Raw genomic sequence first — 13921 nt, forward strand, 5'->3', positions numbered from 1 at the left:
CTTGCGGATCGCCATCAGGCCCGGCATCTCGTGCTCGGCGAGGGTGATCTCCTTGCGGCCGAACGCGGCCAGGGACAGGTCGGCGACCTTGAAGTCCTGTCGGTTCTCGACAGTCGTCATTGCGAGCTGCTCCTCGGGTGTGGGTCGAGGGTGGGTACGGCTGGTCTGCGCGGCGGCGGACACAGGGGTGCCCGGAAGAGGACACAGGCATGCCCGCGTACGCGCAGCGCAGTCCGTCGGAGGCCCTCTCTCCCTCGGCCGGTCCGCTTCGGGACCGCCCGACCGCCATCAGCAGCGACGTCTGGCTCCGTCCCAAGCTACACCGGGCGCGGGTGCGATCCCCAGTCCGTGGGCGAACACATCGAGCCGATCATGTGTCGGACCGGAGGACGGGCCGGACGTCGGGCGGGGTGGTGGGGCCGGGAAAGCGGGCGGGGCCCGCCGAGTGGTTCGGCGGGCCCCGTGGGCCGGAGCGGGAAGGTCAGTGCTCGTCGGTGGGGTGAGGGGCGGGGCCGCCCGGGGATGCCTCGGGGTCGGGGCCCTTGGCCGCTTCCTTCTCGCTGTAGATGTCCGGCTCCAGGTAGATCACGCGGGCGATCGGGACGGCGTCGCGGATGCGGGCCTCGGCTGCGTCGATGGCGGCGGCGATCTCGGTGGCCGTGTCGTCGTGCTGAACGGCGATCTTGGCGGCGACGAGGAGTTCCTCGGGGCCGAGGTGGAGCGTGCGCATGTGGATGATGCGGGTGACCGTGTCACCGTCCACGACTGCGGCCTCGATCTTCCGGGTCTCCTCGGCGCCGGCGGACTCGCCGAGCAGCAGGGACTTGGTCTCGGCGGCGAGGACGAGGGCGATCAGGATGAGCAGGACGCCGATGCAGAGGGTGCCGATGCCGTCCCAGACGCTCTCGCCGGTCAGGAGGGCGAGGCCGACGCCGCCGAGGGCGAGGACCAGGCCGACGAGGGCGCCGAGGTCCTCCAGGAGGACGACCGGGAGCTCGGGGGCCTTGGCGTGGCGGACGAAGTCCTTCCAAGAGCGCTTGCCCCGCAGGGTGTTGGACTCCTTGATGGCCGTGCGGAAGGAGAAGCCCTCGGCGATGATCGCAAAGACCAGGACGCCGACGGGCCAGTACCAGTGGGTCAGCTCGTGGGGGTGCTTGATCTTCTCGTAGCCCTCATAGAGGGCGAACATGCCACCGACCGAGAAGAGCACGATGGAGACGAGGAAGGCGTAGATGTAGCGCTCGCGGCCGTAACCGAAGGGGTGTTCCGGGGTGGCCTCGCGCTTGGCCTTCTTGCCGCCGACCAGGAGCAGTGCCTGGTTGCCGGAGTCGGCGACGGAGTGCACGGACTCGGCGAGCATCGACGACGAGCCGCTGAAGAGGAACGCCACGAACTTCGCTACCGCGATGGCGAGGTTGGCGGCCAGTGCCGCCACGATCGCCTTGGTTCCGCCTGACGCGCTCATATGTCCGCGTTGTCCCTTCGTACGCCGTTCCAGGGCCCGGGCGACCGCCTTGGTGCGCGCCCGTGGCTTTGCCCGTGCTTGACGGTGGGCCATTGTTGCAGCCTGCCGTGAGAGCGGTGAGTCAGGTCACCAGCACGGGGTCTTCGAAACGGTCAGGTGACGACGGTGGCCCGGAAAAGCGTTCCCGTTCCGGACACTTCGGCCTTTTCTCCGGCGGGGACGAAGACGGACGCGCCGGGGGTGAGGTCGTGTTCGCCGGCCCGGACGGTGCCGGCCGTGCAGAGCAGGATCTGCGGGGTCGGGCGGGTGAGGTCGTGGGCGGCGCCCGCCTCGGGGAGGACGTAGCGGGAGAGGCGGAACTCGTCGATGGGGGTCTCGTAGACCTCCTCGCCGTCCGGGGAGGCCTCGGGGCGCAGGACGCCGGGGTCGCCGGGGAGGAAGCGGACGATGCGCAGCAGTTCGGGGACGTCGACGTGCTTGGGGGTGAGGCCGCAGCGCAGGACGTTGTCGGAGTTGGCCATGATCTCCACGCCGAGGCCGTTCAGGTAGGCGTGCGGGACGCCGGCGCCGAGGTAGAGAGCCTCGCCGGGCTGGAGCCGGACGTGGTTCAGCAGCATCGCGGCGAGGACGCCCGGGTCGCCCGGGTAGTGGTGGGCGATGTCGGCGTAGGGGGCGTAGGCGCCGCCGAGGCGGGTGCAGGCGGTCGCCGTCTCGTTGACCGTGCGGGACATCTCGTCGGGGTCGGCGGTGAGGATCGCGGTGAGGACCTCGCGCAGGGCGGCGTCCTCGGGGTGGGCGTGCAGCAGGTCGACGTAGGGCTTGAGGGAGTCGACCCCGAGGTCGTCGAGGAGAGCCGCTGCCGCCAGGGGGGCGCGGAAGCCGCACAGGCCGTCGAACTCGGTGAGGGCGCAGATCAGTTCGGGCTTGTGGTTGGCGTCCTTGTAGTTGCGGTGCGGGGCGTCCACCGGGATGCCGCGCCGCTCCTCGTCCGCGTAACCCTCCTGCGCCTGGACGAGGTCGGGGTGGACCTGGAGGGAGAGCGGGGCGCCCGCGGCGAGGATCTTGAGGAGGAAGGGCAGCCTCGGGCCGAACCTGGCCACGGCGGCGGGCCCGAGTTCCTTCTCCGGGTCGGCGTCGACGACCTCGACGAGCGTGCCCCGGCCGGTGCGCGAGGGTGCGCCAGGGTGGGCGCCCATCCACATCTCCGCCTGCGGCCGGCCGGTCGGTTCGACGCCGAGCAGCTGCGGGATGGCGGTCGTGGATCCCCAGGCGTAGGGGCGGATGGTGTTGTCGAGGCGGTCCATGGGGTTCTCTCTGCGTGGTGCGGGGGCGGGCGCGTCAGGGTCTCCCGGGCAAGATCAGGCCCTCGAAGCGAGCGCCAGGTAAACGGCGGCGAAATCCGTGATGGCGATCAGTTCCGCGAGGGTCTCCAGTTCGCCGCCCGCCTCCGGTTCGAGCTCGCTGATCGGTGTGTCGTGGCTGAGGGCGAGGTCGCGGGCGCCGGGTGCGGCGGTGAGGCCGCCGATGGGGCGGTCGCGCAGCAGCACCACGCGCGCGTGCAGGGCGGGTGGTTCCTCGACGCGGTCGCGGAAGAAGTCGTCGGGGTCGGCGCTGGCGGCCAGGGGGCCGGCGAGCAGGGCACCGTGGGCGGCGAGGGCCTCGGGGAGTTCTGCGACGACGGCGGGGGTGCCGGACAGCTCGGCGAGGGCGGCGGCGAAGCGGCGGCCCGCGGGACCCGCCGAGGTGCCTTCGGTCCAGACGAGGGGCAGCGCGTCGGCCAGTTCGGCGGCCAGGGTCTTGGCGGCGTTGCTGTACGTGGCGATGGCCGGGCCGCAGCGTTCGGCGACGCGGTCGAGCCGGTCGGCGACCTTGCCGAGGGCGTCCGGCGGGGCGGCGAGCACGCCGGTGCGGTCCAGGAGCGCCAGCAGCGGGGTAAGCAGGGCCCACAGGACGCCGGGGGCCGACGCGGCGAAGGGCTCGTCCTGGTCGTAGGGGGCGGTCGCCATGGGGACGAACAGGCCGTGCGCGCCGGCGACGGCTTCGGCGAGCGGGGTACGGGCGGGGGCCACGGCGACGACGCTGCAGCCCCGGCGATACGCCTGCTCGGCGAGGAGCGACAGGCCGGGTTCGGTGCCGTCGGGGGTGGTGATCAGCAGGAGGTCCACGGAGCCGGCCCAGCCGGGCAGTTCCCAGCGCAGGGCGCCTGCGGCCGGGGCTACGCCGGTGGGGGCGAGGCGGGTGACCGGGCTGCCGGCGCCGGCGAGCGTGCCGATCAGGTCGGCGGCGTGGGTGGCGGCGGCACCCGGGCCGGCGATGAGGACCGCGCGGGGGCGGCCGTCCGGCTTGAGGTCGTGGACGCCCGCCTCCGCGGCGTGGCGGGCGGCGGTGCGTACGCGGGCGCCGGCTTCGGCGGCGCCGCGGAGCAGCCCGCGGTGGTCGGCCTCGGCGAGGCCCTCCGGAGAGTCGAGCAGCGATTCGTCGAGCATGGGCGGCAGCTTCCCATCGCCGGGGTCCGTTGTGAGGTGTCCTGGATCGTGCCCGCTGGGCCCGGGGTCATGTGCACCGGGGTGTCGCTCGGGTGCGTGCGCACCCGGCCCTCACGCGGGGCGGCGGGCCTCGTCGACGAGCAGGACGGGGATGCCGTCGCGGACGGGGTAGGCCAGGCCGCAGTCGGCGCCGGTGCAGATCAGCTCGGTGTCCTGTTCCGTGAGGGCGGAGTGGCAGGCCGGGCAGGCGAGGATCTCGAGGAGGCCGGATTCGAGGGGCATGGGGCTTCTCCGGGGGTGTGGGCGCTTGGGGTCGTGCCTGGTCAGATTACCGCCGGTGGGGACGGGGCCTCAGCCCCTGATGATCCCCAGTACCTCGTCCCGTACCCGGGCCATCGTCCGGGCGTCCCTCGCCTCCGCGTTCAGGCGCAGCAGCGGCTCCGTGTTGGAGGGGCGGACGTTGAACCACCAGTCGGCGCAGGAGACGGTGAGGCCGTCGAGCTCGTCGAGGGTGACGCCCTCGCGGCTGCCGTACGCGGAACGGATGGCGGCGAGGCTGGCCTGCTGGTCGGCGACCGTGGAGTTGATCTCGCCGGAGCCCGCGTAGCGGTCGTACTGGGCGACGAGGGCGGACAGGGAGCCGTCCTGGCCGCCGAGGGCCGCGAGGACGTGCAGGGCGGCCAGCATGCCCGTGTCGGCGTTCCAGAAGTCGCGGAAGTAGTAGTGGGCGGAGTGCTCGCCGCCGAAGATCGCGCCGGTGCGGGCCATCTCGGCCTTGATGAAGGAGTGACCCACGCGCGTGCGGACCGGGCTGCCGCCGTTCTCCTCGACGACCTCGGGCACCGACCAGGACGTGATCAGGTTGTGGATGACCGTGCCCTTGCCGCCGTGCCGGGCCAGTTCTCGGGAGGCGACCAGGGCGGTGATCGCGGACGGGGAGACCGGCTCGCCGCGCTCGTCGACGACGAAGCAGCGGTCGGCGTCGCCGTCGAAGGCGAGGCCCAGGTCGGCGCCCTCCTCGCGCACCCGCTTCTGCAGGTCGACGAGGTTGGCCGGGTCGAGGGGGTTGGCCTCGTGGTTGGGGAAGGTGCCGTCGAGCTCGAAGTACATCGGCACCAGGGTCAGGGGCAGGCCGGCGAAGACCTCGGGGACGGTGTGCCCGCCCATGCCGTTGCCGGCGTCGACGACGACCTTCAGGGGGCGGATGGCGGTCAGGTCGACCAGGGAGCGCAGATGGGCCGCGTAGTCCGACAGCGTGTCGCGGCCGGTGACCGTGCCCGCCCGCGCGGCCGGCTCCGGCGCGCCCGACTCGCTCCAGCGCTCGACGAGTTCACGGATCTGCACGAGGCCGGTGTCCTGCCCGACGGGAGCGGCGCCCGAGCGGCACATCTTGATGCCGTTGTACTGCGCGGGGTTGTGGGAGGCGGTGAACATGGCGCCCGGCAGGTTCAGGGCGCCCGAGGCGTAGTACAGCTGGTCCGTCGAGCACAGGCCGATCTCCGTCACGTCGGCGCCCAGGGCTGCCGCCCCGCGCGCGAAGGCCCGCGACAGGCCCGGGGAGGAGGGGCGCATGTCGTGCCCGGTCGTGATGGCGCTCGCGCCGGTGACCCGTACGAAGGCCGCCCCGAAGAGCTCGGCCAGGGACTCGTCCCACTGGTCGGGGACGAGCCCGCGGACGTCGTACGCCTTCACGACCTGCGACAGATCAGCAGCCACGGCCAGCCTTCCTGAAAAAGTATGTCGGTCCGCACAAACTACCTTCGCCCATCGGCGACGCGACGGGCGGACGCCGAGAGGACTCCCAGCCGTAACCTCAGGTCAGGGCAGCATCACGTTCGGGGCGGGGGTCTGGCCGGCCACGACCAGGCGCGGCACCGACAAGGGACCTCGGCTTCACGGCGTGGGTGGGCGCAGACGGCGGCCCTGGTGGGGTCAGTTGTCGGGCGATCGCAGGACCCGCAGGTGGCCGCGCCGCGCGACTTCCCTCGGGTCGGCGCCGCGGCCCGCGCCGCCGGCTTCGGCCGCCCGCTCCTGCGGACGGGCCGCCTCGCGCACGGCGTTGGCGAGCGCTTCCAGGTCGTCGCCGCTGGGGCGGGCCGGGGCCGAACCGTCGAGGAGCCGGACGACCTCCCAGCCGCGCGGGGCGGTGAGGCGCTCGGAGTGCTCGGCGCACAGGTCGTAGCAGTGGGGTTCGGCGTAGGTGGCGAGCGGGCCGAGGACCGCGGTCGAGTCGGCGTAGACGTACGTCAGCGTCGCGACGGCGGGACGGCCGCAGGCGGTGCGCGAACAGCGACGTACAGGGCTCACGACGTTGGACGGTACCGCACTCTTGAGCGGGCCGCGACGACTCTCCACCAGGTCACTCCCCCGTGTCGTGCTGTGAAACGCCGCACACACCCCTTTGGGCGCACCTTCCTGACCTGCCAGGACATCGGCGCCCGAGATGGAGATCGCCCCCGCATGCGATCAAGAGTTATCACAAAACCCTCAAATACCGTGAGGGCGCAGCTCTCGTCGGGATACGGATTTGAGCCCAACCTTGGCTTGAATGGTCATGTAACGACATGCCGCAGGGCGGCGGCCGGAAGCCGCCCCTGCCGCCGTGCGGTGCCGGGCGTGGGGGCGCGGCGGGGACTACCCTTCACCAGTGATGGACAAGCCCGTAACGCCCCGTGTCGCCGCCCCCGGGCCCCGCCGCCGTGATCGCCACGGGCGGGGCATGCGCGGCCCGATCGCGCCGCCGCAGGTGCCGCTCGCCGCGAGCCGCGCGGAGGCGTTCGCCGATCTGGTGCAGGACTCCGTGGAACGCCTGGAGCGGCGGTGGCCGCAGCTCGCGGACATCGACTTCCTGGTCCTCGAGGTGCCGCGGCTCGACGGGCCGGGCCAGGCGTGGAACGACGAGGCCGTCCCGCTCGGGGGCACGATCAGCGCGCGCGACGGCCGCCCCGCCCGGGTGGTCGTCTACCGGCGGCCGGTCGAGATCCGCACCAAGGGGCGCGACGAGCGGGCCGCGCTGGTGCACGAGGTCGTCGTCGAGCAGGTCGCCGAGCTCCTCGGGCTGACGCCGGAGACGGTGGATCCGAGGTACGGCGAGGACCAGGGCTGAGACGGCCGGCCTGCCTCCGCCTGCCTCCGGAGCGACCGCCGGCCTATTTCTGGAGCACCGACAGGTCCTCGTCCGCCTTCGGTACGGCCACCGTCCCCCTGTCGTCCGGCAATGTCTGCACGGTGAAGGCCGGGACGCCGTCCTCGTCAGCCGCCAGGGTGCGGGCCCCGTAGACCGGGCCGCCGGAGACCGGCTCGACCGTGAGCGCGTAGGTGCCCTTGAGGCCGCCGGGGACCGGGGGCTCGATGTCCTGGGTCGTGCCGGCCTTGATCGTGTACGTCTTCGACACCGGTGTGCCGCCCTCGCTGCCGGCCGAGGCGGTGACCTTGACCGTGGCGGCGGCGCCGGGGGCCGTCAGGGACAGGGTGCTGCCCTTGCCGCTGTTGTCGGCGGACGTCGCGCGGGTGCCGACCGGGCGGGTGGCCGGGATGAACGCCGTCTCCTGCTTGCCGCCCTTGCCGCGCACGACCCGCAGGGCCGCCACGACCGGCACGGACCGGTCCGTCGGGGTCAGTACCAGGGAGCCCGCCTCGCCGCGGGTGACGTCGCCCAGGTCGGTGGCGGTCGTCATGCCGCCCTTGACGTGCACGGTCTCGTGTCCGGCCGGGGTGATGAGCCCGGAGGGGGAGGCGAGGCGCACCTTGAGGTCCGCGTCGGCGTCGCCGGGGGCGAAGGCGACCAGGTGCACGGAGGTGGCGTCCTTGGGGATGCCGGGCAGGACCAGGCTGCCCGACGGGTCCGTGGACGCGGGCAGCCAGTCGCCGCCGAGCTTGTCGTCCAGGGCCTGCACGGCGGCGCCGAGGCGTCCGCTGCGGACGTTGACGTGCACGGTGAGGTCGGTCTGCCGCTCGTCGGTGAGGGTGGACAGCAGGACCGGCTCGGAGGCGTGCGGCGGGACCGTGATGCCCTCCCCCACCGTGGACTTCAGGGCGCCGTCCTTGCCGTAGAGCTCGATGTCGACCACGGCGGCCGAGTCGTCCGGGTTCGTCAGGTGGACGTAGTCGGTGCGGTCGGCTTGCGTACTGGCGCCCGGGAACCAGAAGTCGGTGTCCGGGGCGGCGCAGTTGACGCCCTGCAGGCCGCGCCCGGTGCCCGCGGCGACCTCGGTGGTCTCCTGGACGGTCCAGCCGGGCGCGAACCTGCCGTCCGCAGTCCCGACGAGCGCGGGCGCATCGCCGCCGGAGCTGTCGCCGGTGACCGGCTTGCCGGGCTCCTTGGGTGTCAGCACGGGCTCGGCGGGCTTGTCCTTGCCGGACTTCCCGCCTTCCTTGCCGCCGTCCCTGCCACCGGACTTGCCGTCACCCGTGCCCTTGCCGTCGGGCGGCGCGTCCGCCGACTCCTCTGTGGCCGCGTCGAGTTCGGCCTTGCCGCCGCTCCCGGTGCCCTTCGTAACGGGCGTGAAGGAGGTGTAGGACGTCTCGGCGAGGTCGGACGTGCTGGGCGCCGGGCACAGCAGGCTCGTGCGCTCCACGGGCAGTTGGGCGGCCGCTTTGGCGGTGTCCGGGCCGGGGGTGTCGTCCGGAGCGGACAGTGCGGCGAAGCCGGTGACGGCGGCGAGCGCGGTCGTGCCGGCGATCAGGGACAGGGTGGTGCGGTTCACTGCTGGCTCCCGTCGGGACGCTCACTGCCCGTGCCGTGGGGGTGGTGCTGCTGCTCCGGGTCGTACGGCGTGCCGTAGCCCTGGCCGTGGTCGTAGGCCTGGTCGTATCCCTGCCCGCCGTAGGACGGGGTCTGGCCCTGGCCGCCGTAGGCGTACGGGTCGTACTGGCCGCCCTGGTACGGGTCCGGCTGGTAGTGCTGCCCGTAGGCGTCCGCCGGGTACGGGGCGTTCTGGTACGGGTCGCCGTAGCCCGCGTACGCGCCGCCGCCCTGGTAGCCGGCGTCGTCCCACTGGCCGTGGTTCTGCTGCTGGGGCACCGCCGCCGGGGGCTGCTGGGGCTGCGGGGGCTCGAACTCCTCGGGGGCGGCGGCCTCCTCGGACTCGGCCTCCGCCTGGGCACGCAGACGGCGGGCGCGGCGGCCCTCGCCGGTGACGGCCTCGGCCGGGGCCGCCGGCTCGTCGGGGAGGTCGTCGTCGATGTCGCGACGCCGGCCGGGCAGGGCGAGCACCACGAGGACGAGCGCGAGGAGGCCCTGCGCCCACAGCCAGGCCGTGTGGCCGACCGGGTCGTCGTAGGTGACGTCCAGCGTGCCGCCGGTGGCGGGGAGCCGGAAGCCCTGGGCCCAGCCGTCGACCGTGGTGCGGGTCAGCGGCTTGCCGTCGAGCGTGGCGGTCCAGCCGTCGGAGGCGGAGTCGGCGAGGCGCAGCACGCGTCCGGCCGCGCCGGCCGGGATCGTGGTGTGGATGTCGACGGGCCCGGCGGCGACCGGCTGCGGGGTACCGGCGCCGGAGGCGGGGACGATGGTGGCGCGCGCGACTTCGCGGTTGACGCGCCACAGGGCGCCGCCGGCCTGCTGGCTGAGCCGGCTCAGGCCGGGTGTGGCGTCCAGGACGCGGGTGACTTCGCGGGGCGCGCCCCGGTGGACCAGGATGTAGCGCACGGCGAAGCCGCCGAGCTGGTCGGCCTGGTCGGCGCCGGAGCCCGCGACCAGGTTGGCTACGACCTTGTCGAGCCCGCTGTTCTCGCCGTCGGCCGCGGCGATCTCGCCGTCGCCGAGACGGGCGCCGGAGCCGCGGACCAGCATGTAGCCGACGCGGGCGGCGGAGTCGCTGTCGAGGACGAGGGTGCGGGCCTGGTCGCGGGTGCTGCTCTCCTCGGCGACGAACGCGGGGACCTGGGTCGGGTCGCGTCGCTCCAGGGGGTTGTCGGCGCCGCGGATCATCCAGCCGGCGGCAATGAGCAGGGGGCCCGCGGCCGAGGCGAAGGCGATCAGCACGGCGACCGGCTGGCGCCAGCCGAAGCTCTGCTCGGCCACGCGCGCGCGTGCCCCGTCGGCGCCCAGCGCGGCGGCGGCCAGGAGGGCGATGCCGTAGACGAGGGTCGCCGGTCCGGCCCAGGTGGAGCTGTTGGACAGGACCGCGAAGACGAAACCGGTCAGGGCGACCGCCCAGGCCGTCCGGATGCCCGCCTGGCGTTCCGAGCGCAGCAGGGCGGCGAGGGCGGCGAGCACGATGCCGATGAGCATGAGGCCGCTGACGGTGCCCGGGCCGCCGGGGCTGGCGCCGAGCAGGTCGAGGGGGGAGGCGGCCGAGGGGCCGTACGCGAGGCCCGCTTCCGTGAAGAAGCCGAACGGGAGCAGGGTCAGCGACCAGGGCGCCAAGAGCAGCAGGGGTGTGCCGAGCTGGGCGAGGAACCGCAGCCCGTAGGCCGTCATGTCGCTCCGGCGCAGCACGAGCAGTCCGATGCCGAGGAGCAGCGCGAGGGGCCACACGATCGGCGTGAACGCGGTGGTGATGGTCAGCAGCAGCGCGTATGCCCAGGTCGCCCGCCAGCTGCCACGCGCTCCGGTGGAGTTCGTCAGGCCTCCGGCCGCGATGGCCGCGCGGGCGATGAGCGGCAGCAGCGCGGCCAGGACGGCGGTGCCGATGCGGCCGCCGGCGAGGGCGCCGGTGGCGGCGGGCAGGAAGGCGTAGACGACGGCGGCCCAGGCGCGCAGCAGCCGGGACTCGACGAGCGGACGGGAGGCGAAGTAGGCGGTGACGCCGGCCAGCGGGACCGAGCACACGAGCAGGACGGTGACGGCGAGGCCGGTCGAGCCGAACAGCAGGGACGCCAGCATCGCCACGAGCGCGACGTAGGGGGGTGCGGACGAGGTGCCGCCGGCGCCCACCGGGTGCCAGGCGTCCAGGTAACGCGCCCACAGTTCCGCGGAGTCGGCCGGGGCGGGCAGCAGGGCGCCGCCCGCGAGCGCGCCGCCGCCGAGGAGCTGGCGGCAGGCGACCAGGGAGACGAGCAACAGGACGAGGAAGAGCACCGGGCCGGGTTTGCGCGCGATGCGCTTGAGCCGGGCGAACTGCTCGATCTCCAGGAAGTCGGCGTCGTCGCCGCCGGGGCCCGACTCGACGGCGCTGCCGTGCCGTCCGGCGCCGGCCGCGGCCTCCGGGTCGGAGCGGCCGACGAGGCTGCCCGCGACCTGCTCGACGGTGACGCGGACCGTTGCGCCGGGCGGCGGGAACAGCGCCCGCAGCTCCCCCTTGTCGATCCGGGGTGCGCCTCTGCCGCGCCGCCCGGCGAGGATCCGCTCGGGCCGGAGCAGTGTGCCCATCAGGCCGCGGATCTCGTCGACGGCCTGCCCGGGGACCTTGCCCACGAGGTAGGCGACGGTGCGCAGCAGGGTGCCGACCACGATCCGCAGGATCACCCAGGGGAGCACGGCCGTACGCGAGTTGACGAGGAGGGTGTAGACGGCGCCGGCCTTGTCGACCTTGTGCGGGGAGGCCGCGGTGCGGCCCACGCAGTCGACCGTACGGCGCTCGCGGCTGGACGCCTCGGCGTGCCGGACGACCGCCTCGGGGGCGACCAGGACGCGGTATCCGGCCGCGTGGGCGCGCCAGCAGAGGTCGACGTCGTCGCGCATGAGGGGCAGGTGCCGGTCGAATCCGCCGAGCTGTTCGAAGACGTCGCGGCGCACGAGCATGCCGGCGGTGGACACCGACAGCACGGGCCGGACGTGGTCGTGCTGGCCCTGGTCCTGCTCGCGGCGGTCCAGGCCGGTCCAGCGGCGGCCGGAGTTGGCGATGGAGACGCCGACCTCCAGCAACTGCCGCCGGTCGTACCAGCCGCGGAGCTTGGGGCCGACGACGGCCACGTCCTCGCGGCCCAGTTCGTACTCGTTGTCCACGACCCGCAGCAGCTGGGCCAGGGCGTCCGGGGCGGGGGCGCAGTCGTCATGCAGCAGCCACAGCCACTGGACCGGCTCGCCGTGCGGGAGCTCGGGCAGGTCGTAGGCGTCGTCCCGCCACGAGCGCGTGACCGGGTCCCAGCCGCTGGGGCGCTTGAGGTACGGCAGCTCGTCCGGGGTGAGGACCGGGGCGGTGCGGCCGCACTCCTCGACGGCCTGGCCGAAGCCGGTGCGGCGGGCGAGGTGCAGCACCCGGTCGGCGCCGAGCGCGTCGGTGACCAGCTGCGCGGAGGCGTCCGAACTGCCGGTGTCGGCCCCCATCGCGTACTGGACGGGTCGCTCCTGGGCGAGGAGCCCGGCGAGCGCGTCGGGCAGCCAGCGGGCGCCGTCGTGGGAGACGAGGACCGCGGTCACCACATGGCGCGGGAACTCAGGTGCGGCAGCGTTGTCGTGGGAAGCTGCCGGGTGGCTGTGCACGGACATCGAGGTACGGGCCCCGGTTCGGTGGACTGCGGTGGACGCCTGCGCCCGGTGGGGGCGGCGGGGCGTCTCGGACGAGCGACCACACTATCGGCTGCACAGCGAAGGGCCCGCCGCCTGTGGATAACCCATGGGCGACGGGCCGTTCACGCAGCGGGCCGAGGGGTCAGACGGCCGCCTTCTTGAGCCGGCGGCGCTCCCGCTCGGACAGGCCGCCCCAGATGCCGAATCTCTCGTCGTTGGCGAGCGCGTACTCGAGGCACTCGGAGCGGACCTCGCAGGCGAGGCAGACCTTCTTGGCCTCCCTGGTCGAGCCGCCCTTCTCGGGGAAGAAGGACTCGGGGTCGGTCTGGGCGCACAGCGCGCGCTCCTGCCAGCCGAGTTCCTCGTCCGCGTCGTCGACCAGCAGTTGCTGCACCGTCTCGGTCATGTGCGCCCCTCGTCTGTCTTCGCGTCCCCGTGATCTAGCCGTTACCGATTCCGGCTGAACGACACGAGTGAAATTACAAGTGTGCTGCTCCGGGCGAGTCAAGCCGAGATCTGCTATTGAGCCCCTTATTCACTCTGCGGAACCAAGCCCATGCGGAAAGTGTTCAAATCACCATAAAACCTGACACACCGATAGAGCCCGCGAGGGCTCACCTCTTCCGCCGGACCACCCGCAGCCCTGTACGAACAAGGACGACAAGGAGTTCGATCTCGTTCCGACACGCACGTCGAAGCGAAACGGATCACAGTCGGATCACGACTACGCAACGGGGTTTGTGCGCCCGGATGGACGCCATGTGTCCCGGGCGGGCCATGAACAAACCTTTCATCTGAGCGATCGACCGGATGAGGTGAACCACGTCCCACATACCGGGTGTCGAGTTGACAGTGAAGGTGTGAACCGGTGTCCTTGTGGGCATGCTCGCGAACTTGGCACTCACCTCGACCCGCACCGCCGGGTCCCACGGTGCTGCCCGCGCTCGCTGTAGCTGTCTCTGTTCCAGCTGTTGAGCCACACCTGCTCCAGCTGAAGGCCGAGCCACCCGTCTCTCGGCTGCCGTTCCCTCTGACCTTCTTTCACTGAGGAACCACACACCCCATGAACAGCGACAGCGACCTCCAGATCGCCGGCGACATCCTCGAAGTCACCCACCTCCTGCAGACCCCGCGCGAGCACCCGGCCACCGTCGCCGAGTTCGCCGGACTGGCCCGCTCCATCGCCGAGGACCGCTCCCAGTGGGAGCACCTCGTCCGCTACGACGCGACCAGCCGCTGGTACCACCGGCTGCGCACGGGCCCGGGCTACGAGGTGTGGCTGCTGTCCTGGGTGCCGGGGCAGGGCAGCGGGCTGCACGACCACGGCCGCTCCTCCGGTGTGCTCACCGTCCTGGACGGCACGCTGACCGAGCGCACGGAGCGGGGCACGCGCGCGTTGCGGGCGGGCGCGCAGCGCGTGTTCGCGCCGGGGTACGTGCACGAGGTCGTGAACGACGCGCTGGAGCCGGCGGTGAGCCTGCACGTGTACTACCCGGGCCTGACGGACATGCCGATGCACACCGCTCAGCACTGCGAGGCCCGGAGCGTACCGGGCGTGGTGACTGCCTGACCGATTGC

Annotated in this window: 12 protein-coding genes; 2 read left to right on the top strand and 10 right to left on the bottom strand. The window is 73.1% G+C overall.

Features of this window, described 5'->3' with window-relative positions; translation table 11 throughout:
* The 7 genes from ADK65_RS37790 to ADK65_RS35595 form a co-directional block, all read right to left on the bottom strand.
* On the bottom strand, positions 1-183 hold a 183-nt coding region (locus ADK65_RS37790), incomplete at its 3' end, for an adenosylhomocysteinase (protein ID WP_234353051.1).
* 298 nt (positions 184-481) lie between these two features.
* Positions 482-1465: a cation diffusion facilitator family transporter gene (locus ADK65_RS35575; protein WP_053675629.1), complete on the bottom strand. Its 984-nt coding sequence runs from the start codon at positions 1463-1465 to the stop codon at positions 482-484.
* A gap of 152 nt (positions 1466-1617) precedes the next feature.
* Entirely contained in the window at positions 1618-2769 is a 1152-nt protein-coding gene (manA, locus tag ADK65_RS35580; RefSeq protein ID WP_053675632.1) for a mannose-6-phosphate isomerase, class I, read from the bottom strand.
* Positions 2770-2823: 54 nt separating this feature from the next.
* Positions 2824-3951 (bottom strand): SIS domain-containing protein, encoded by a 1128-nt coding sequence (locus ADK65_RS35585; protein ID WP_053675634.1) that lies wholly within the window; start codon positions 3949-3951, stop codon positions 2824-2826.
* 111 nt (positions 3952-4062) lie between these two features.
* Entirely contained in the window at positions 4063-4233 is a 171-nt protein-coding gene (locus ADK65_RS37795; protein ID WP_078956308.1) for a Trm112 family protein, read from the bottom strand.
* 69 nt (positions 4234-4302) lie between these two features.
* Positions 4303-5667 carry a phosphomannomutase/phosphoglucomutase gene (locus ADK65_RS35590; protein WP_053675636.1) on the bottom strand — a complete coding sequence of 455 codons (1365 nt, stop codon included), beginning with the start codon at positions 5665-5667 and terminating at the stop codon, positions 4303-4305.
* A 216-nt stretch (positions 5668-5883) separates the two neighbouring features.
* Positions 5884-6306 carry a DUF3499 domain-containing protein gene (locus tag ADK65_RS35595; RefSeq protein ID WP_053675638.1) on the bottom strand — a complete coding sequence of 141 codons (423 nt, stop codon included), beginning with the start codon at positions 6304-6306 and terminating at the stop codon, positions 5884-5886.
* A gap of 295 nt (positions 6307-6601) precedes the next feature.
* Here ADK65_RS35595 and ADK65_RS35600 point away from each other — a divergent pair, with 295 nt between their 5' ends.
* Positions 6602-7057, top strand: a complete 456-nt coding sequence (locus ADK65_RS35600) for a metallopeptidase family protein (RefSeq protein WP_078956309.1) — start codon at positions 6602-6604, stop codon at positions 7055-7057.
* A gap of 43 nt (positions 7058-7100) precedes the next feature.
* Here the strand turns inward: ADK65_RS35600 and ADK65_RS35605 are convergent, their stop codons facing one another.
* The 3 genes from ADK65_RS35605 to ADK65_RS35615 form a co-directional block, all read right to left on the bottom strand.
* Positions 7101-8657 carry a DUF5719 family protein gene (locus ADK65_RS35605; protein WP_053675642.1) on the bottom strand — a complete coding sequence of 519 codons (1557 nt, stop codon included), beginning with the start codon at positions 8655-8657 and terminating at the stop codon, positions 7101-7103.
* Positions 8654-12322, bottom strand: a complete 3669-nt coding sequence (locus ADK65_RS35610) for a glycosyltransferase family 2 protein (protein ID WP_078956310.1) — start codon at positions 12320-12322, stop codon at positions 8654-8656. Before ADK65_RS35610 ends, ADK65_RS35605 begins: the two co-directional genes overlap by 4 nt.
* A gap of 163 nt (positions 12323-12485) precedes the next feature.
* Positions 12486-12749, bottom strand: coding sequence for a WhiB family transcriptional regulator (locus tag ADK65_RS35615; RefSeq protein ID WP_010034659.1), 264 nt, complete (start codon positions 12747-12749; stop codon positions 12486-12488).
* Positions 12750-13406: 657 nt separating this feature from the next.
* Here ADK65_RS35615 and ADK65_RS35620 point away from each other — a divergent pair.
* Positions 13407-13913 (top strand): cysteine dioxygenase, encoded by a 507-nt coding sequence (locus tag ADK65_RS35620; protein ID WP_053675646.1) that lies wholly within the window; start codon positions 13407-13409, stop codon positions 13911-13913.
* Positions 13914-13921: the final 8 nt, after the last annotated feature.

The organism is Streptomyces sp. NRRL B-1140 (assembly GCF_001280065.1).
GTDB lineage: Bacteria > Actinomycetota > Actinomycetes > Streptomycetales > Streptomycetaceae > Streptomyces.

Excerpts from the sequence above, each read along its gene's own strand:
- ADK65_RS35575 (WP_053675629.1), bottom strand. The coding sequence starts at position 1,465 with ATGAGCGCGTCAGGCGGAACCAAGGCGATCGTGGCGGCACTGGCCGCC.
- ADK65_RS35600 (WP_078956309.1), top strand. The coding sequence starts at position 6,602 with ATGGACAAGCCCGTAACGCCCCGTGTCGCCGCCCCCGGGCCCCGCCGC.
- ADK65_RS35610 (WP_078956310.1), bottom strand. The coding sequence starts at position 12,322 with ATGTCCGTGCACAGCCACCCGGCAGCTTCCCACGACAACGCTGCCGCA.
- ADK65_RS35585 (WP_053675634.1), bottom strand. The coding sequence starts at position 3,951 with ATGCTCGACGAATCGCTGCTCGACTCTCCGGAGGGCCTCGCCGAGGCC.
- ADK65_RS37795 (WP_078956308.1), bottom strand. The coding sequence starts at position 4,233 with ATGCCCCTCGAATCCGGCCTCCTCGAGATCCTCGCCTGCCCGGCCTGC.
- manA (WP_053675632.1), bottom strand. The coding sequence starts at position 2,769 with ATGGACCGCCTCGACAACACCATCCGCCCCTACGCCTGGGGATCCACG.
- ADK65_RS35620 (WP_053675646.1), top strand. The coding sequence starts at position 13,407 with ATGAACAGCGACAGCGACCTCCAGATCGCCGGCGACATCCTCGAAGTC.
- ADK65_RS35615 (WP_010034659.1), bottom strand. The coding sequence starts at position 12,749 with ATGACCGAGACGGTGCAGCAACTGCTGGTCGACGACGCGGACGAGGAA.